The organism is Pseudomonas sp. P106(2024), from assembly GCF_057480815.1.
This window is the reverse complement of sequence record NZ_JBLIYU010000028.1, coordinates 1-20,100: the sequence shown is the minus strand read 5'-3', so window position 1 is coordinate 20,100 and position 20,100 is coordinate 1. Positions and strand designations below refer to the sequence as shown.

Sequence of the window (20,100 nt, the reverse complement as noted above, 5' to 3'; positions counted from 1 at the left end):
GAACCACCTGATCCCATCCCGAACTCAGCAGTGAAACGATGCATCGCCGATGGTAGTGTGGGGCTTCCCCATGTGAGAGTAGGTCATCGTCAAGATTCAATTCCGAAGCCCCTGATCGCGATGCGGTCAGGGGCTTTGTCTTTTCAGGGTACCAATGCACGTGATTGCTGTATGAGACAACCCAGCGCCTTGGACTGGGCTGTCTCGCAGGGAACAAAGTTGCAAGCATCAGCAGCGTGGGAGCGGGCTAGCCCCGCGATGCGGTGTATGGCACCGGCTTCGCCGGTGATCGCGGGGCTGATGCTTGAAAACCTGTACCCTGCGCGAAAGCGCAGCCCGAACAGTCATCCCCCGACCCCTGACATCCAAGACAAAAAAAGGCCGCTCCCGGTTGGGAGCGGCCTTTTTGCTATCGGGGCAAACGCCCCTGCCAGTGATCTCAGCTCAGTAGGTTACGCACATTGCCCATCGCCTCGTCGGCAAAGCCCTGCAGGAACGCCTGGAAGCCCGGCAGGTCCTGCGGACCACCTTCCCAGGGCTCGGCCTGGATGGTCCAGGTCGCACGGCTGCGGTTGGCATCGATCACCTGCACTTGCATGGCAGCCCACAGGTTGCCGATATTCAGGCTGGTGTAGATCAGGCTCCAGGTCATGTGCATGGCCTGCTCGTCACGGCTGTTCAACTGCTCGATCACCACGTTGCCATCCTTGAACAGCTTCTTGCGCACCGAGCGCACGCCACTGCCGGTCATCTCGATGTGCGCCAGCGCAGGGATGAACACCGGGAAGCCGGCGAAGTTGCCGACGATGTTCCACACGCTGGCGGCTGGGGCGGCGATCTCGACGCTGGAAACCACCAGGCAGCCTTGCGGGTTGCGGATCAGGGTGTCGGGTTTGAGTGTTTGCATGGGATGTTGCTCCTGTTGTGGATTGAAGGGATCAGATAAAACCGATGTCGGCCAGGTAGCGGCAGCCGCGGCTGAGCAGCGCCGGGTCCTTGCTCGGGTAACGGGCGCCCATGCGCTGAACGCCGGCACGGGCGTTGTCGTGGGCGATGCCGGAGATGTCACCGATGTCTTCCTCGAAACCGTCCAGATAGAAGCCCAGGACGTCGTACAGCGCGTTGTCGCGGTCGACCCGGGCCAACTGGCGCTGCCATTGCTCGACGCTCACCAGCTCGAAGGCATGGCCCTGCGCATGGAACGACGCCAGATAGTCACGCCAGCGCAGCGGTTCGGGGTTGTGCAGGTTGAACACGCATTGGCCAGCCTGGTGGCGGCTGCTGTGGAAGGCGATGAAACGGGACAGGAAGTCCACTGGCATGAGGTCGAAGTCGATCTCCAGCCCCGGCACCTGGCCCAGTTGCAGCGAACCCTTGAGCATCAGCATCAGTCGATTGCGCTGGGGCTGGCAGGCGCCCGTGCGGCTGTCGAAGGTGATGTTGCCCGGGCGGAACAGGTTGACCCACACGCCCTGCTCGCGGGCGCGGCTGAGGATGCGCTCGCCGACCCACTTGCTCAGGTTGTAGCCATTACGGATATAGATCGGCGGGGTACTGACCGGATCGCTCTCCAGCACGCGACCATCGTTGTCCACGGCGCTGCACGCGGACAGGGTCGAGACGAAGTTGAAGATCTTCTTGCGTCGGCCTTCGCACAGCCGCAGGCACTCGAACAACGGCTCGATGTTGTCGGCGGCCAGCACCTCGTAGTCGAGCACATGGTTGACCTGCGCGGCGTTGTGCAGCAAGGCGCCATAGTGGTTGTCCAGGTCGTCGTAATCGGCCTGGGACAAGCCCAGTAGCGGCTTGCGCAGGTCTGCCTCGAGTACCCGCACGCGGCTCAGGTCCAGGTTGATGTGGTTGTCCTGCAGGGCCTTGGTGAAGCGCTCCTCGGCGGACCGCCCACCGGCTCGGCGTACCAGACAGGCAACTTCGGTGGCGCCCCATTCCAGCAAAGCTTCGACCAGGTGCACGCCAAGGAAGCTGTTTGCCCCCGTGACGATGACCTTGTGCACATCGCCCAGACGTTCCATCGGCAGTACCTGCAAGCCGAGATCGCGGTTGGCGTCCTGCTCCAGGCGCGCCAGGGAGGTCTGCAGCGCATCATCGTTGCCGTCGAGTAGCGCACCCAGGCGCTGCAAGGTCGGCTGCTCGATGAAACGGTTGATTGCCACGCCTTGGCCGAAGTGTTCCCTTACCTCCAGCAACAGGCGTGACAGCAGGATCGAGTGCCCGCCCAGATTGAAGAAGCTGTCGTCCATGGAGATGTTGGCTGGTGGTAGTTCCAGCAACCCGCTCCACAGCTGCAGCAGGTGCTTCTCGGTCTCGGTCGTCGGTGCGATGCGCGCGTTCGTGGGTAGGGGCAGTGGTCGTGCCGACAGTGCCCGGCGGTCCACCTTGCCGTTGGCCGTATAGGGCATGTGCTCCAGCACCTGGTAGAACATCGGGCGCATGTAGTCGGGTAGGTGCCGCTCGGCATGCTCACGCAACACGGCTTGCGCATCGGCCCGCTGCGGATGGGCGAGGAAGGCCAGGATCCGGCGCTGCGCGTCGATCACCACCGCTACCTGGGCGAACAGGTGACTGTCGCGCAGGCAGTGTTCGATCTCCTCGGGCTCGACCCGGAAGCCTCGGATCTTCACCTGGTTGTCACGCCGTCCGCACAGCTCGATGCCTTGGGCGGTCCACTTGCCGATGTCTCCGGTGCGATAGGCTCGCAGCGTGCGGCCTGCGGGCAGGCTCAGCTCGACGAAGCGTTCGGCGGTCAGTGCAGGCTTGTTCAGATAGCCCAGGCCGACACCGGGCCCGGCGATGTACAGCTCGCCAGGGGTCTGCTCCGCTACCGGTCGCAGATCCTGGTCAAGTATCAGCACCTGGGTGTTGGCGATGGGCAGGCCCAGGTTGCGGTTGCTGTCGCCGCTGGCGAACACCCGGGTGGTGGCCAGCACGGTGGTTTCCGTCGGCCCGTAGATGTTGTGCATCCGGCACTGGCCGGCCAGGCGGGTGATGACCTCCGGCTCACACACGTCGCCGCCAGTGATCAGATGACGCAGGCCGAGGTGGAGATCGCGGGGCAGGATGCTCAGCAGGGCCGGTGGCAGGAACGCATGGCTGACCTCCTGGCTGTGGATAAGTTGTACCAGTTGCCGCGGATCACGGCGTTGGTCCTCGCTGGGCACTACCAGCTCGGCACCGCAGAGGAAGGTCGGCAGGATGTCCAGCAGCGAGGCATCGAAGCCGATGGTGGAGAACTGCAGCACCCGGCTGTGCCCGTCCAGGGCCACATGCTCGCGATACCAGGCCATGAAGTGCGCCAGGTTGCGCTGGCTGAGCAGCACGCCCTTGGGCTGGCCGGTGGTGCCGGAGGTGTAGATCGCCACGCACGCCTGCCCTGCGCCGGCCTGGCGCAGCGCCAGGCCAGGCAACGGCATGCCCGGTGTCGTAGCGAGGCTGCGAACATCCACATGGGGGATATCCACAGGCACATGCCCGTCATGCAGCACGACGCAGGCACCGGCATCCTCGAGGATCGACTGGCGTCGTTCGGCCGGTGTGGCCGGGTCCAGCGGCAGGTAGATGGCCGCACAGCCCAGCACTGCCAGCAGGCTGGCATAGAGGTCAGGCGACTTGTCCATGCACACGGCGACCACCGGTGGCTGTTCGCCGGGTTCAGGCAGCAGCGGTACCAGGGCCTGCTGGATGGCGACGGTGCGGGCATGCAACTGGCGATAGCTGGAGCGCTGGCCGCCATGGTTCAGGGCGAAGCGTTCGGCATGCAGGCGCAGGCTGTGCTCCAGTGTCTCGACCAGGCTCGTTTCGGCCTGCTCCAGCAGGTCGGCGCGCAGTGTGCGGTTGAATGGATGGCGGAAGGCCAGTGCCTCCAGCCAGTCCAGGCTATGCTCGCGCTCCTGGTCGCCGGGGCTTACTGCGGGCGCTTCCTGCAGATGCGCCGGATTGCGGGCAAAACGGGTGACTTGCAGGGCCAGTTGATCACACAAGGCCTGCAGGGCGTCTTCACACAACTGCTGGCCGTTGCCGGAGCTTGGCGTGTGGATCGCTGCTCGCTGAATCAGCCGCTGGGCGCTGGCACTGCCGCACCAGCACAGGGCTTCCAGTTGTGGCAGGGGCTCGGCGAAGCTGGCGCCCAGGCGCAGCCTGAGCAGCGGCGTGTCACCCAGGGGCTGCCAGTCGCTGCTGCCGAGTATCAGGCTGCCGTCTTCCACCACCAGGTCTGGCCGGACCGACAGCCGCTGGCGCAAGGCTTGCCCGCTGTCGACGGTGGCCGGGCCATGGCCGTGCTCATCAAGGAGGCGGGCGAATGCCTTCAGGGTGGGACTGTTGCCCACCAGGAGTATGTCGAGGCGTCTCATATCCAGGTCCTCAGGGCAGGTAGTCGCGCAGGGCGTCTTGCACACAGGGCGACTCGAGCATCGAGCTGCTGCGGAAGAAACGCAGGATGTTGCCCAGCAGCGGATGCTGGTGGTTGATTGGGTAGGCCAGGCCTTGCGCTTCATCGCGCAAGGCCTGGCGCACCGTTTCGTTCACCGGCAAAGCAGCGATCAGGGCGCAGTCGAAAGCCTGCTGGATGTCGCTGGTCAGGTATTGGCGCAGGAACAGCGGCAGCACCTTGGCGATCGCCTGACGATCCGTCTCTGGCGCGGTGTGCCAGTAGATGCGCGTCAGCCGCGCCCAGAAGCTGGAATGACGGCCTTCGTCCAGCAGGTGATCGGCCATCAGTCCCTTCACCGAGGGCTTGACCGAGTCGTCCTTGGCAAAGGCCGCGACATCGTCGGTCAGGGTGTTCTCGGCGATGCCCACGCAGATCAGTTCCAGCGCATCGCGCAGGCCCTCGGGCACCTGGTCCAGCACGGCCGGAATGGCGCGGCTGAGTTCGATCTCCTGGGGCAGGGCGATCGGCTCGATGCCGGTCAGGGCGATGGTCTGCTGCAGGAAGTCCATCGCCACCAGGGCGTGATAGTCCTCGTCCACCACCACGGTCATCGCGTCGTAGCGGCAGGCGAACGGGAACCGCACGGCAAAGCGATCCTTGGCGATGCGCCGGGCGGTGCGGTCGACGATTTCGGTCTCGAAGATCACCACATCGTTGATGAACTTGTAGAGGCTTTGCACCAGCACGAAATCACGCAACTGCGGACATTCGCGCTGGAACGTCGCGCCGAGCACCAGGGGTTGGCGGCTCAGGGGGTAGATCAGTCGCTGGTCATCCTCCACCAGGCGCCGGGGCCGGGTGCGTATGGTCGCCCGAGCCTCCCAGGCCTCGGCAAAGGAGCGGTACTCGAGGGCGTTCATGGGGTGACCTCGGCGACAGGCGTCTGCAGCGAGGCCCGCAGGCGGTCCCACAGCGCCATGCGGCTGTCCACTGCGGCGATGGCGGCCACGTAGACGTCTTCCTGGCGCAGCGGGTCGTGGTCGACCAGGCGGGCCAGCAACTGTTCGGCGGCAGGCCCGTGGTCTTCGGAGTCCACTTCGATGTGGCGCTGCAGGTAGTAACGGAAGGTCGGCGCCTGCTCGGTGCCGATGCCCCACTCGTCGAGGATCTGCTGGAACATCGCCGGAATCACGCTTTCCCGGCCGTGCAGGAAGGCGGCCGCGACCCGGTGGGCCGGTGCGTCGAGGGCCACCTCGAGGGTGTCGCGGACGAATCGCTGGGCGGCCTCACTGGCACCGCAGCGCAGCAGGGCATCGATGGCCGTGATGCCCTGCTGCTGCAGGGTGATGAAGCGATCAATGGCCTGGGTGCTGGCACCGACTTCGCGCATGGCATCCAGGTACAGCTCGAAGTGGCTGTAGTGGCCGTGGTCGAGGCGGCCGTCCGATTCTTCGCCCAGCACGATCTCGTTGATCAGACGCGCAGCGGCCGGGTCCGCCGGCGGTAGCCAGGGCAGGCTGACGCAGGTCAGCTCCTGCTGCAGGCGCTTGGTCAGTGACATGAAGTCCCAGACTGCGAAAACATGGGTTTCCATGAACCGGCGCAGTGTCTGCAGCGAGTCGATTTCGGAAAAGAGTGGGTGCAGGGAAAGTTCATGTTTCTTGTCGGAAAGTGTGCGCTTCAATGTGCTCATGATGAGGTCCGTTATGGATGGCATTCAGGGGTTAAGTTGCTCTGCACATTGCTCGTTATATAAATTCCAGGCGAAGTGATGCCTCGAATGAAATTTCGACATCGAACAACGAGTAGAGGCCGGCAGGGCTCGTCTGGCAAGGCGTCCACGGTGATGCCTGGCCGCCCTTGGCTGGCGCTATAAAAGTTAGAACAACTTCAAAGTTTGTCGCAATTGTTTTTTTGATTATTTTGCGCTCGGACTTTTCTTGAAATATAAGTTTCCGAATAAAACTTTGAGTAAGTTTTATTTTGGCAATATGTGCTCCTTCCGATAAATAACGATCAGAAAAATAGACACAGAGTGAATGCCTCACTCGGAGCACTGATGAACGGAGATGGGAGAGTGACTATTGGAGGGCGGCTGATCGCGTGCGGTCCTTGCCCTGGTGCCAGATTCCTTCTGCAGGTGAATGAGGAGGCAGGCGGCCAGGTCCACGTCTGATGATCAGCGGCCGCTGCGGGGAGTAGAGTGTGCCCAAAATGCTGGCACTGCCATGGCCTGCGACGGACCGGGCAGTGGAAATACCCTGATCAGCGTGTGGATGGCAGGAGGGGAGGGTTAGTAGCTGAGCAGCCCGAGGTGGCTGTTGAAGATGCGCACCAGACGCTGGTTGAGCAGCGAGGCATCGACCGATTGCCCCGGCAATTCAATCAGCTCCAGCTCTCGCCTTACCAGTCTGTGCCAGCCGAGCATCGCCGCCAGGGAGCCAGGCGGGTAGAGCACGGTCATCGGCACGTGCAATGGAAGGTTGCTGGTACTGAACTGCGGGCTGTCACAGCTTGAAACAAACAAGTGACGGGTTTGCCCCGGACTCGCCTCCTGCACCTGTTGCATCAGGGCTAGGGCGATGTGCGCGCCCAACCCTTGGGCGAACATGGCGTGGGGTTGTGTAAGGTAAGGCTCAAGCTGCTCGCGCAGGGCCAGGGTCAGGCGCCCGGCCACGGGCAGTGCGGCGGAGTGTTCCAGGTCGGCAATGCTCGGGACATCGACCGCGACCAGTTCGATGGGGTCGCTGAGGGTTCTTGCCCAAGTACGATACTGGGCAAGTTGTTGCCGGGTGCTGGCCAGGCAGATCAAGCGGATCCTGGACGGCTGGTCGGGCGTGATTTCCTGTCGCGTCTGCACGTGCACTGCCGTTCCTTGTGGCGGATCGTGTCTGCGCAGCGACGCGGTCGTTGAGGTCGGCTGCGCGGTTGAGCAGGATCAGTTGCCCGATTGCCTGTCGAGGTAGCTCCTGATGGTGCGCGCGGCGTGGTTCAGGTGCTCTTCCAGGAGCTCGATGGCTTTGTCCACCAGTTTGTCGCTGGCGGCGTCGACCAGGGCGATGTGATCGTCCTGGGTGAGCTTGCCCAGCCCCATCGAAGATAGGTGGAAGCGCAGGAAGCGTTCCTCTTCGTTGAGCTCGATCTCGATCATGCGCAGTAGCTTCTGGTTCTGCGCCTTGCTGTAGAGGGCCATGTGGAACAAACGGTTGAGCCGGCCGATTTCGGCGTGACGGGTCTCGCTTTCGAGCTGGCGGATATACCCCCTGGCCTGGGCGATGTCCTCGGCATCGAGCAAGGGGATCGACTGGCGCAGCGCCTCGGTCTCGAGCAGCACGCGCAAGGCGTAGGTGTCGACGGCATCCTCGCCGATCAGTGGCGCCACCACGGCACCTTTGTGCATCACCACCTGCAGCAGGGACTGGGCCTCGAGCTGGCGCAGGGCCTCGCGCACAGGCATGCGGCTGACGCCGAACAGGGTCGCCAGCTCTTGCTGGCGCACGGCGGTGCCCGGTGGCAGGCGGCCGTCGAGGATGGCACTGCGCAGGCGCTCTTCTATGACACTGCGGGCCAGGTGCGGCGGTACCTGCTCGCTGCCCAGCACGGTGCTCAGGAGTTTGGGTTTCTCAGCCACGCGTGGTTCGCCTCGGCAACATGAAAATTGGATCCAATTACCCTAGTGAGGGTAGGGGGCGCTTGTCAAACGGATTGATCAAGCCGGTGCGCCATGGCGCACTGACGAAACGCGGCTATCGTGAAGCAAGTTGCCGGCATTGGGAAGATGGCCAAGGTCGCCAGCCCTTGTACGAAGCGGGTTTGCCGACAGTTGGCAGTACAGGCACCCGGTGCCATTGTCTTTTGCCGCGTCAGCCCGCACCATCGCTGCTTTCGACTGATCTGAACAGGTGTCCGCAGTGGCGATACCTTGGCCCCTCAATGCGACCGTACGCCGGCTCGGCCTTGCCGTGCTGCTCGGCTGCCTGTGGCTGGGCGCTACCCAGGCGGATTGGGACTTCTCGCAGATCAGCCGCCGTGCGCAGGCCCTGTACGGCCCGTTGGGCCCGGGCCAGGGACGCATCGATGCCTGGCAGAACCTGCTGACGGCACAGAAGCAGGGCAGCGAGCTGGAGCAGTTGCAGGTGGTCAACCTGTTCTTCAACAAACAGTTGCGCTATGTCGAGGACATCGACCTGTGGCACGAGGTGGACTACTGGGCCACGCCGGTGCAGTCGCTGATCAAGGGCGCGGGCGATTGTGAGGACTATGCCATCGCCAAGTATTTCAGCCTGCGGCGCATGGGCATTCCGGCGGAAAAGCTGCGCATCACCTACGTCAAGGCCCTGCGCCAGAACCGTGCGCACATGGTCCTGACCTATTATTCAAGCCCACAGGCCCAGCCTCTGGTGCTCGACAGCCTGATGGACGCCATCAAGCCGGCCAGCCAGCGTACCGACCTGCTGCCGGTGTATGCCTTCAATGGTGAAGGCCTGTGGCTGACCGGCGCTGGCGGCAATAAGAAGGTCGGGGACACCAAGCGCCTGTCACGGTGGCAGGACTTGCTGAAGAAAATGCAGGCCGAAGGGTTCCCGGCCGAACCGGTTTACTGAAGGAGCACAGATGTCACTGTTCAAACAATTGCTGCTAGCCATTTGCCTGTTCCTGGTGGTCGCCTTCAGTGGCAGCTTCATGGTCAGCCTGGAGAGCTCGCGCAGCCAGTACGTCAACCAGCTGCGTTCCCATGCCCAGGATGCGGCGACCGCGCTGGCGCTGTCGCTGACGCCGAACATCGACGATCCGGCGATGGTCGAGCTGATGGTCAGCTCGATCTTCGACAGTGGCTACTATTCGAGCATCAAGGTCATCGACCTGGACTCCAATGCCGTGCTGGTCGAGCGTCATGCCGAGCCCGACGCGGGTGGCGTGCCGGGTTGGTTCATCCAGCTGATCGGCCTGGACCCGGCCGGCGGTGACGCCATTGTCAGCCGTGGCTGGCAGCAGGCGGCGCGGGTCGAGGTGATCAGCCATCCGATGTTTGCCCTGGCCAAGCTCTGGCAGAGCGCTCTGGGCAGCCTGGGCTGGCTGTTGTTGTGCGGCGCGGCGAGCGCGGTGCTCGGGGCCCTGCTGCTGCGTCGCCAGCTGAGGCCGCTCGACTACATGGTGGCGCAGTCCCACGCCATTGCCCGCCGTGAGTTCCTCAGCCTGCCGGAGTTGCCGCGTACGCCCGAGCTGCGCCGGGTGGTGCAGGCGATGAACCAGATGGTCGAGAAGCTCAAGGCGCTGTTCACCGAGCAGGCCGAGCGCAGCGAGAAACTGCGTGCCGAGTCGTACCAGGACAGCCTCACCGGGCTGGCCAACCGCCGTTACTTCGAAATGCAGCTCAATGCCCGGGTCAGCAACCTGGAGGAGGCCCGGGCCGGCTACCTGCTGTTGCTGCGTGTCCAGGACCTGGCGGGCCTGAACGCGCGCCTGGGGGGCCAGCGCACCGACCAGTTGCTGCAGGCGGTGGGCGAGCAGTTGCGCCGCACCTGTGCGAACTTCCCCGAAACCAATGACCTGATCACCCGTAGCCGTGGCGGCGAGTTCGCGGTGTTGGCGCCGGGCATGGTGCATGACGAGGCGATCCAGTTGGCCCAGGCCCTGGAAACCACCTTGCAGAGCTTGCACGAGACCGGCGCCAGCGATGTCGACCCGGTGGCCTGCATCGGCCTGGCGCCCTACAGTCCTGGGGATGCCCCGCCAACGTTGCTCAAGCTCGCCGACGAGGCCCTGGCCCGCGCCGAGAGCCAGCCCGCGCCGGGGTGGGTATGCTTGGAGCAGGGCGCCGCAGGCCAGGCCGCCGACAGCCACCACGCCTGGCACACGCGCCTGGACCAGGCGTTGGGCAAGGGCCAGTTCGAGCTGTTCTTCCAGCCGGTCGTGGATGCCAGGGCGCCGGAGCGGGTGCTGCACTACAAGGTCATCTCGCGCCTGCACGACGAGCAGGGCGAAGCCCTGGCGGCCGGCCGTTTCCTGCCGTGGCTGGAGCGCTTCGGCTGGATGGCGCGGCTGGACTTGCTGGTGCTGGAAAAAGTGCTCAAGCACTTGCAGGGGCATGGTGAGGCGCTGGCGCTGAACCTGTCGGCCGCGACCCTGGCCGACCCCCAGGCGCTGCAGCGGGTTTACGAGCTGCTTGGGCAGCATGGGGCGCTGGGGCGGCGGCTGACCTTCGAGATCGGCGAAGAGCAATTGCCCGAGCAGTCGGCGCTGGAACAACTGACCCGACGCCTGCGCGCACTGGGCTTCAGCCTGGCGCTGCAGCGCTTCGGCGGGCGCTTCAGCATGATCGGCAACCTCGCCCACCTGGGGCTGGCCTACCTGAAGATCGACGGTGGCTACATCCGCAACATCGACCAGGAGCGGCACAAGCGCCTGTTCATCGAGGCCATCCAGCGCGCGGCGCACAGCATCGACCTGCCGTTGATCGCCGAGCGGGTAGAGACCGAAGGGGAGCTGAAGGTACTACGGGAGATGGGTGTGCAGGGGATCCAGGGGCAACTGGTCGGTGGGCCGGCGCCCTGGCGTTAAGTTAAAGCCTGTGGGAACGGGCAGGCCACTACCACAGGCGCAAACAATGGCCGTTTGATCAGATCAACCCGCCGTCCTCGTCTTCCTCGATCAGGTTGTTCAGGCCGCCCAGCGCCTTGCGTGCGGTGGAGCGGTTGAGCAGCTTGGCCTGAGCGCCCGGTGGCAGGTCGGTGATGCTGAACACGCCCTTGGCGGTCAACACCTCGATCAGGTCCTCCAGTACCCGGATCATGTCCAGGTCGCTCTGCTTGAGCTGCTTGAGGCTGTTCTCGACAACGTCGTCGGCGAACCATTCCTGGATCTCGGCATTGTCTGCCGGGACCATGTCGGTAAAACCGTCAAACGCGGCGGCTTCCACCCGCAGCAACTGGCCTTCGGCGTCGCGTTGCACGTAGAACATGGCGGCGTCCCTCGTCACGATGAATCCTTTTTGGTAGTCAGCAGCATAGGCAAAGTTCACCGGGCATGTAAGCCCGGTGCACGAGTATGCGCGTGAAGGGATGGCTGGAAAAGCCCGCGCCCCGACGCCGGCCCTTGCGGGCCGTGGTCGGGGAGGGGGATCAGCTGTTGGAGTTGTCGATCTTGATGGTCGGGTCGGCGCCGCTGATCAACGAGTTGATCGTGGTGTTGGACCAGTTCACGCCCTCGAGCTTGATGGTCACGTCGGCGTTGGCCAGGCCGCCGGCGGCGTTGAGCTTGCCTTCGGTGCTGACCTGCAGGGTCGACTCGCCATTGACCGTGGTGATCTTCAGGAAGTTGTCGATGGTGCTGGCCTTCTCGCCCTGGAGCAGGTCGCTCAGGTCGAGGCGGTCGCCTTCGCTGGCCTTGAAGTCCTTGATCACGTCCTTGCCCAGGTCGCCGGCCTTCCACACGAAGGTGTCGGCACCGCTGCCGCCGGTCATGATGTCGTCGCCCTTGCCGCCGATGAGGATGTCATTGCCGGCACCGCCAAACAGGATGTCGTTGCCTTCGCCGCCGAGCAGGGTGTCGTTGCCGGTGCCACCGAGCAGAATGTCGTTGCCCTTGCCGCCGTCGATGTAGTCGTTGCCACCCTGGCCGAAGATGATGTCGTTGCCGTTGCCGCCCAGCAGGGTATCGGCGCCGTCGTTGCTACGCGAGACATCGAACTCGGCGTAGTTCTCGGTGATGTACTTGTGCATCGCCCGCGCGTCCACGCTGCCCGAGTCGACGCCCAGCTTGTCGGCGACATAGCCGCGGATCGCCTCGACACCGGTGCCGGCAACACCGTCGAAGACCATCAGGTCGCCAAAGATGATGTCATTGCCGTCGCCGCCATTGACCGTGTCGTTGCCCGGCTGGGTGACTTCGGTATGGCCGAGGATCGCCTCGGCCAGCTTGCTCGGGTCGATGTTGGTCTGCGGCTTGCCGTCGGTGTCGTACGGTTTCAGGTCGTTGGTGTTGACGCCGTTGTTGAGGCCGATGGCCTCGACCTCGGACAGGCCCGAGAGCAGCTTGAAGCTGTCCTGCGAGTTGTTCGTGGTGGTGGTGCTTGTGCTGGATCCACTTCCTCCGCGTGTCGACAGTTCATAGCCACCAATACCGTCGGCGCGAATGTCACCCGATAGCGTTGTACTCCAGCCTCCCCGGCCATAGGTCTGTACGGTCAGCGCTCCGTCGCTCCCGATGGTGATGTAGTTCGTGTTGTCCAGGTACTTGCTGACCGTCATGCCAGCCTTGTAATTGATGGAGGCCAGGTAGCTGTCGAAGCTGTTACCGCTAGTGCCCAGGTTTGGGTTGCCTTGCTCGTTGGCCTGGTAGTAGGTCGGCTGGCCATCGGTAATGAAGAAGGTCTGGTTGCTGCCGGTATTCCCTGCGGCCTTGAGAGACTGGAACCAGTTGGCGGTGGTCTTGAAGGCATCCTCGTAGTTGGTGCCGCCGTTGGCATTGAGCGTGTTCAGGGCATTGAGCAAGGTTTGCAGGCCTGCATCGTTCAGGGTCACCGCAACGTTGCTCTTGACCTGGGTGGCGAAGTCCACCAGGAGGATGTTCACGGTACCCGACTGGTCGCCCTTGACGCTGGCGGCCAGGGTCTTGAACACCGATTCCAGGGACTTCTTCGCAGCATCCACGCCGGACGAGCCCATGCTGCCCGAGGTGTCGACGATGAAGGCGAGGTTGTAGTCCTGGCCTGGCACCACGTGCAGGCCGGTGACGTCGGCCACCACCACATCGTTGCCGTCGGTACCGGTGATGTTGTCGCTGTCCGAGGACAGGTTGCTGGTGGTGTAGGACTGCGGGTAGACCGTGACCTTGATGGTGCCTTCGCTGGTCGCGGTGCTGCCGCCGACGCTCTCGGTGGAGGTCGAGCTGACCTTCACGTCGAACTGGCCGGCGTAGTAGGCCGGTGGCTTGATGGTCAGGCCACTCAGGTTCCAGCCGGTGACGTCCACCGCGTCCTTGCCGACGGTGATGGTGTGGCCGGCGTTGTCGGCCAGCACAGAGCCTGCCGGGATGCCGCTGAGCTTGATGCTCAGGGATTCGGAGCCGTCGGTGTCGGTCAGGTTGGTGCTGATGCCCACCAGCTTGACCGGGGCGCCGTTCTCACTGCCTTCGTTGAGCTTGTAGCCGTCGTAGTAGCCCTGGTTGTTGCTACCGTGCAGGTCGCCGACGGTCACGCCGGCGTTGGTCAGGTCCTTGACGCTCGGGTACATCGGGATGTTCGAGCTGTTGAGGTCGGTGACCGCGCCGTTGCCCACCTTGATGTTGACGTCCAGGCTGCCGGGGCCGGCCTGGTTGGCGTTGTAGATCTCCAGGGTGTAGTAGCCGCTGGTGGTCGGGGTGAAGCTGCCGGAGATGGCGCCGCTGCCTGAGCCCCAGGTGCCGCTGGCGACGTTCTTGCCACCCACGACGATCTGCAGGCTGTCGTCGGCGGTGCCGCTGAACGCATAGGTCTTGCCGGCTTCCAGGTAGATCAGGCCGGAGGTCTTCGAGCCCGTGCCAGGCGTCACGGTGGCGACCGTGTCGACGCCGGTGACGGTCTCGCTCTTGCTGGCATTGCCGGAGTTGGCGAAGACGTTCTTCAGCGCATCGCCGGTGATGCCGTTGCCGTTGTTACCCAGGCCGGTGAGGCTGTTCCAGGTTTCCTTGAGCAGGCCGATGGAGTTGACGTTGTTGTTGCCGATGTTCAGGTCAGGCTTGTCGGCCACTGGCGCGATATCGACCTTCATGGTCACTTCGCCGCCGGCGTTGGTGCCGTCGTTGGGCTTGTACTTGATCTGCGCGTAGTCGGCCTGCTTGTTGCCCACGCCGCTGCCACCATAGCCGTCGACGCCCGACTGGTTGGCCAGTGGCACGAACTTGAGCTTGCCGGCGGCGATGTCGGCCTGGCTGATGTTCTGGTTCAGCGACACATCGACCCACGAGGTGCCGTTGAAGAACTTCAGGCTGCCCAGGTCCGGCAGCTTGCTGATGGTCACCGACAGGCCGGTGTTGCCATCGGCGTCACTGACGTTGAAGTCGCCCCACTTGAACACGTAGTCGGTGTCTTCGCTGCCGGTCACGGCGCCACCGGTCGACACCGGCGCGTGGTCGTTGTCGATGATGGTGGTGGTGACGCTGGACTTGCCGGCGTCGACCTGCAGGTTCTCGAAGCCGCCGCCCGCGGCGCCGCTGATCTTGACCGTGAAGTTCTCCGAGCCCTCGACCAGCTTGTCGTCGATGGTCTTGATGTCGAAGGTGGTGCCGCTGCTGCCCGCCGGGATCTTCACGGTGACCACGCCGGTGAAGTCCTGGCCGTCGGTGGCGGTGCCGCTGTAGGTCAAGGTGATGGTCACCTCGGACTTCGACGGGTTGCTCAGGGTCAGGTTGTAGTGGGCGGTGTCACCTTCGGTCACCGAGGTGTCGCCGCTGATGCCGACGGTGGTCAGGTCGCCCTGGCCGCTCGGCTCGTCGGTGACGCTGGTGGTGACGGTGTTGCTGCCCAGGGTCAGCTTCTCGAAGTTGTCGCCGCCGGTGACCGATTCGATCTTGTTGACGATGTTCGGCTGGCCACCGACGTACGGGTCGTCCTTGGCAGTGATGGTGAAGGTGCCGCTGGCGCTGCCGGCCGGGATGGTGACCTTGGTGCCGTCGGTCAGGGTGAAGGTCAGGCCATTGTGGCCGTTGACCGACAGGCCCTGGGCGTTGGTCAGGGTCACGGTGTAGGTGACCTGGCCGCCTTCGGTGACGGTGGTCTTGTCGGCGGACAGGGTGGCGACCACTTCACTGATGGTGTCGCTGATCTGCACGGTGGCGTTGCCGCCCAGTTCCAGATTCTCGAAGGTCTTGCCGGTGACCGTGGCATCGGTGATGCCGACGGTCAGCGAGCTGCCATCCTTGAACACGTCGTCGCCCTGGGCGGCGGCCTTGTACTCGACCTGTGTCTGGCCGGCCGGGATGATCACCTTGGCACCGTTGCTCAGGGTCACGGTCAGGTCCTGCGTCAGCTTCTGGCTAACCTTGACGGTGAACGACGGCTGCTGGTCTTCGGTGACGTTGCCGTTGCCGACGATGGTGACCGAGACCTTATCGCCCTGGTTGCCGGTGCCCGGGGTGCCCGAACCTGGCTCGTCGGTGACGGTAGTCTTCACTTCGTTCTGACCCAGGGTCAGTTTTTCGAAGTTGTCCGCGCCGGTGACGCCGGTGATCTTGTTGCTGATGGTCGGCTGACCGCCGACGAATACATCGTCCGCGGCGGTGATGGTGAAGGTGCCGCTGGCGCTGCCGGCCGGGATGGTGACCTTGGTGCCGTCGGTCAGGGTAAAGGTCAGGCCATTGTGGCCGGTGACCGACAGGCCCTGGGCGTTGGTCAGGGTCACGGTGTAGGTGATCTGGCCGCCTTCGGAAACGGTGGTCTTGTCGGCGGACAAGGTGGCCACGACTTCACTGATGGTGTCGGTGATCTGCACGGTGGCATTGCCACCCAGCTCGAGGTTCTCGAAGGTCTTGCCGGTGACTGTGGCATCGGTGATGCCGACGGTCAGCGAGCTGCCGTCCTTGAACACGTCGTCGCCTTGGGCGGCGGCCTTGTACTCGACCTGGGTCTGGCCGACCGGAATGACTACCTTGGCGCCATTGCTCAGGGTGACGGTCAGGTCCTGGTCGAGCTTCTGGCTGACCTTGACGGTGAACGACGGCTGCTGGTCTTCGGTGACGTTGCCGTTGCCGACGATGGTAACGGAGACCTTGTCGCCCTGGTTGCCGGTGCCTGGAGTGCCCGAGCCCGGTTCGTCGGTCACCGTGGTGGTCAGGGTATTGCTGCCGAGGGTCAGCTTCTCGAAGTTGCCGCCACCGGTGACGGACTCGATCTTGTTGACGATGCTCGGCTGGCCGCCGACGAACACGTCGTCCTTGGCGGTGATGGTGACCGTACCAGTGGCGCTGCCGGCCGGGATGGTGACCTTGGTGCCGTCGGTCAGGGTGAAGGTCAGGCCGTTATGGCCGTTGACCGGCAGACCTTGGGCGTTGGTCAGGGTGACGGTGTAGGTGAACTGGCCACCCTCGGCAACCGTGGTCTTGTCGGCGGACAGGGTCGCGACCACTTCGCTGATGGTGTCGCTGATCTGCACGGTGGCCGAACCGCCGAGCTCGAGGTTCTCGAAGGTCTTGCCGACCACGCTAGCATCGGTGATGCCGACGGTGAGCGGGCCGCCGTCCTTGAATACGTCGTCGCCCTGGACCGGCGCCTTGTACTCGACCTGGGTCTGGCCGGCAGGGATAACTACCTTGGCGCCATTGCTCAGGGTCACGGTGAGGTCCTGGTCGAGCTTCTGGCTGACCTTGACGGTGAACGACGGCTGCTGGGCTTCGTTGACATCGCCGTTGCCGACGATGGTGACCGAGACCTTGTCGCCCTGGTTGTCGGTGCCTGGAGTGCCCGAGCCCGGTTCGTCGGTGACCGAGGTCTTCACTTCGTTCTGACCCAGGGTCAGTTTCTCGAAGTTGTCGGCACCGGTGACGCCGGTGATCTTGTTGCTGATGGTGGCCTGGCCGCCGACGAACACGTCGTCCGGTGCGGTGATGGTGGCGGTGCCAGTGGCGCTGCCGGCTGGGATGGTGACCTTGGTGCCGTCGGACAGGGTGAAGGTCAGGCCGTTATGACCGGTGACCGACAGGCCCTGGGCGTTGGTCAGGGTCACGGTGTAGGTGATCTGGCCACCCTCAGTGACGGTGGTCTTGTCGGCGGACAAGGTGGCCACGACTTCACTGATGGTGTCGGTGATCTGCACGGTGGCGTTGCCGCCCAGTTCCAGATTCTCGAAGGTCTTGCCGGTGACCGTGGCATCGGTGATGCCGACGGTCAGCGAGCTGCCGTCCTTGAACACATCATCACCTTGGGCGTTGGCCTTGTACTCGACCTGGGTCTGGCCGGCCGGGATGATCACCTTGGCGCCATTGCTCAGGGTGACGGTCAGGTCCTGGTCGAGCTTCTGGCTGACCTTGACGGTGAACGACGGCTGCTGGGCTTCGTTGACGTTGCCGTTGCCGACGATGGTGACCGAGACCTTGTCGCCCTGGTTGTCGGTGCCTGGGGTGCCCGAACCTGGTTCGTCGGTGACGGTAGTCTTCACTTCGTTCTGACCCAGGGTCAGTTTCTCGAAGTTGTCGGCACCGGTGACACCAGTGATCTTGTTGCTGATGGTCGGCTGACCGCCGACGAATACATCGTCCGCGGCGGTGATGGTGAAGGTGCCGCTGGCGCTGCCGGCCGGGATGGTGACCTTGGTACCGTCGGTCAGGGTGAAGGTCAGGCCATTGTGGCCGGTGACCGACAGGCCCTGGGCGTTGGTCAGGGTCACGGTGTAGGTGATCTGGCCGCCTTCGGAAACGGTGGTCTTGTCGGCGGACAAGGTGGCCACGACTTCACTGATGGTGTCGGTGATTTGCACGGTGGCGTTGCCACCCAGCTCGAGGTTCTCGAAGGTATGGCCCGGAACCGTGGCATCGGTGATACCGACGGTCAGCGAGCTGCCGTCCTTGAACACGTCGTCGCCCTGTGCGGCGGCCTTGTACTCGGTCTGGGTCTGACCTGCCGGGATCACCACCTTGTCGCCGTTGGACAGGGTGACGGTCAGGTCGTAGCCAAGCTTCTGGCTGACCTTGACGGTGAACGACGGCTGCTGGTCTTCGGTGACGTTGCCGTTGCCGACGATGGTGACGGAGACCTTGTCGCCCTGGTTGTCGGTGCCTGGAGTTCCGGTGCCCGGCTCGTCGGTCACGGAGGTCTGCACTTCGTTCTGACCCAGGGTCAGTTTCTCGAAGTTGTCGGCACCGGTGACGCCGGTGATCTTGTTGCTGATGGTGGCTTGGCCGCCAACGAAGACGTCGTCAGGCGCCGTGATGATGGCGGTACCGCTGGCGCTGCCGGCCGGGATGGTGACCTTGGTGCCGTCGCTGAGGGTAAAGGTCAGGCCGTTGTGGCCGGTGACCGACAGGCCCTGGGCATTGGTCAGGGTCACGGTGTAGGTGATCTGGCCGCCTTCGGACACGGTGGTCTTGTCGGCGGACAGGGTGGCGACCACTTCACTGATGGTGTCGGTGATCTGCACGGTGGCGTTGCCACCCAGCTCGAGGTTCTCGAAGGTCTTGCCGGTGACTGTGGCATCGGTGATGCCGACGGTCAGCGAGCTGCCATCCTTGAACACGTCGTCGCCCTGGGCTGCGGCTTTGTACTCGACCTGGGTCTGACCGGCTGGAATGACGACTTTGTCGCCATTGCTCAGGGTGACGGTCAGGTCCTGGCCAAGTTTCTGGCTGACCTTGACGGTGAACGATGGCTGCTGGTCTTCGGTGACGTTGCCGTTGCCGACGATGGTAACGGCGACCTTGTCACCCTGGTTGTCAGTGCCTGGGGTGCCGGTACCCGGCTCATCGGTCACGCTCGTGGTGACGGTGTTGTCACCGAGGGTCAGCTTCTCGAAGTTATCGCCACCGGCAACCGATTCGATCTTGTTGACGATGCTCGGCTGGCCACCGACGAACACGTCGTCCGGTGCAGTGATGGTGAAGGTACCGCTGGCGCTGCCAGCGGGGATGGTGACCTTGGTGCCATCGGTCAGGGTGAAGGTTAGGCCGTTATGGCCATTGACCGGCAGACCCTGGGCGTTGGTCAGGGTCACGGTGTAGGTGATCTGGCCGCCTTCGGTGACGGTGGTCTTGTCGGCGGTGAGGGTGGCGACCACTTCGCTGACAGTGTCGGTGATCTGTACCGAGGCGTTGCCGCCCAGCTCGAGGTTCTCGAAGGCTTTGCCATCGACAGCGGCATCGGTGATGCCGACGGTCAGGGTATCGCCGTCTTTGAAGACGTCATCACCTTGGGCTTTCGCCTTGTACTCGGCCTCGGTCTGACCGGCAGGGATCACGACCTTGTCGCCATTCGACAGAGTCACGGTCAGGTCGTGGTCCAGTTTCTGGCTGACCTTGACGGTGAAGGCCGGCTGCTGGTCTTCGGTGACATCGCCTTTGCCGACGATGGTGACGGTGACCTTGTCGCCTTGGTTGTCGGTGCCTGGAGTGCCGGTGCCCGGTTCGTCAGTGACCGATGTCTTCACTTCATCCTGACCCAGGGTCAGTTTTTCGAAGTTGTCGGCACCTGTCACGCTTTCCAGTTTGTTGGTAATGGTCGGTTGACCACCAACGAACACGTCGTCCGGTGCAGTGATGGTGAAGGTGCCGCTGGCGCTGCCAGCGGGGATGGTGACCTTGGTGCCATCGGTCAGGGTGAAGGTCAGGCCGTTGTGGCCATTGACCGGCAGACCTTGGGCATTGGTCAGGGTCACGGTGTAAGTGATCTGGCCACCTTCGGTGACGGTGGTCTTGTCGGCGGTGAGGGTTGCAACCACTTCACTGATAGTGTCGGTGATCTGCACCGAGGCGTTGCCACCCAGCTCCAGGTTTTCGAAGGCCTTACCGTCAACGGCGGCATCGGTGATGCCGACGGTCAGGGTGTCGCCGTCTTTGAAGACGTCGTCGCCTTGGGCCTTGGCCTTGTACTCGGCTTCGGTCTGGCCAGCAGGGATGACCACCTTGTCGCCATTGGACAGAGTGACAGTCAGGTCATGGTCGAGCTTCTGGCTGACCTTGACGGTGAAGGCCGGCTGCTGGTCTTCGGTGACATCGCCTTTGCCGACGATGGTGACGGTGACCTTGTC

Annotated in this window: 10 protein-coding genes and 1 rRNA gene; 3 read left to right on the top strand and 8 right to left on the bottom strand. The window is 63.7% G+C overall.

Translation table 11 applies throughout. From position 1 onward, the window contains the following. Nucleotides 1-95, top strand: a 5S ribosomal RNA gene (rrf, locus tag AC25M7_RS25080); the annotation flags it as partial. Between the two features lie 344 nt (nt 96-439). Here rrf and AC25M7_RS25075 read toward each other — a convergent pair. From AC25M7_RS25075 to AC25M7_RS25050, 6 genes are all read right to left on the bottom strand, one after another. Beyond that, the gene (locus AC25M7_RS25075) at nt 440-907 is read right to left on the bottom strand and encodes an SRPBCC family protein (protein WP_028693088.1); all 468 of its coding nucleotides are present in this window, start codon (nt 905-907) and stop codon (nt 440-442) included. Between the two features lie 31 nt (nt 908-938). After that, entirely contained in the window at nt 939-4,370 is a 3,432-nt protein-coding gene (locus AC25M7_RS25070) for an amino acid adenylation domain-containing protein (protein ID WP_028693089.1), read from the bottom strand. A 10-nt stretch (nt 4,371-4,380) separates the two neighbouring features. Then, nucleotides 4,381-5,310, bottom strand: a complete 930-nt coding sequence (locus AC25M7_RS25065; RefSeq protein ID WP_028693090.1) for a diiron oxygenase — start codon at nt 5,308-5,310, stop codon at nt 4,381-4,383. Further along, a complete protein-coding gene (locus AC25M7_RS25060; protein WP_486971602.1) occupies nt 5,307-6,083 on the bottom strand; it encodes a DUF3050 domain-containing protein in 777 nt (258 codons plus the stop codon). The genes AC25M7_RS25065 and AC25M7_RS25060 overlap by 4 nt, the downstream gene beginning before the upstream one ends. 600 nt (nt 6,084-6,683) lie before the next feature. Then, a complete protein-coding gene (locus tag AC25M7_RS25055; protein WP_139121101.1) occupies nt 6,684-7,250 on the bottom strand; it encodes a hypothetical protein in 567 nt (188 codons plus the stop codon). Between the two features lie 78 nt (nt 7,251-7,328). Then, a complete protein-coding gene (locus AC25M7_RS25050) occupies nt 7,329-8,021 on the bottom strand; it encodes a GntR family transcriptional regulator (RefSeq protein ID WP_028693093.1) in 693 nt (230 codons plus the stop codon). A gap of 271 nt (nt 8,022-8,292) precedes the next feature. Between AC25M7_RS25050 and lapG the strand changes: the two genes are divergently transcribed. Further along, the gene (gene lapG, locus AC25M7_RS25045; protein ID WP_232854099.1) at nt 8,293-8,994 is read left to right on the top strand and encodes a cysteine protease LapG; all 702 of its coding nucleotides are present in this window, start codon (nt 8,293-8,295) and stop codon (nt 8,992-8,994) included. 10 nt (nt 8,995-9,004) lie between these two features. After that, a complete protein-coding gene (lapD, locus tag AC25M7_RS25040; protein WP_486971601.1) occupies nt 9,005-10,951 on the top strand; it encodes a cyclic di-GMP receptor LapD in 1,947 nt (648 codons plus the stop codon). 58 nt (nt 10,952-11,009) lie between these two features. Here lapD and AC25M7_RS25035 read toward each other — a convergent pair whose 3' ends face one another. Beyond that, the gene (locus tag AC25M7_RS25035; protein ID WP_028693096.1) at nt 11,010-11,351 is read right to left on the bottom strand and encodes a hypothetical protein; all 342 of its coding nucleotides are present in this window, start codon (nt 11,349-11,351) and stop codon (nt 11,010-11,012) included. Between the two features lie 160 nt (nt 11,352-11,511). Beyond that, nucleotides 11,512-20,100 (bottom strand): immunoglobulin-like domain-containing protein (locus AC25M7_RS25030; RefSeq protein ID WP_486971600.1); only part of this gene is annotated, 8,589 nt, incomplete at its 5' end.

Coding starts and splice junctions, on each gene's coding strand:
- AC25M7_RS25070 (WP_028693089.1), bottom strand. CDS start 4,370: ATGAGACGCCTCGACATACTCCTGGTGGGCAACAGTCCCACCCTGAAG.
- AC25M7_RS25075 (WP_028693088.1), bottom strand. CDS start 907: ATGCAAACACTCAAACCCGACACCCTGATCCGCAACCCGCAAGGCTGC.
- lapD (WP_486971601.1), top strand. CDS start 9,005: ATGTCACTGTTCAAACAATTGCTGCTAGCCATTTGCCTGTTCCTGGTG.
- AC25M7_RS25065 (WP_028693090.1), bottom strand. CDS start 5,310: ATGAACGCCCTCGAGTACCGCTCCTTTGCCGAGGCCTGGGAGGCTCGG.
- AC25M7_RS25035 (WP_028693096.1), bottom strand. CDS start 11,351: ATGTTCTACGTGCAACGCGACGCCGAAGGCCAGTTGCTGCGGGTGGAA.
- AC25M7_RS25060 (WP_486971602.1), bottom strand. CDS start 6,083: ATGAGCACATTGAAGCGCACACTTTCCGACAAGAAACATGAACTTTCC.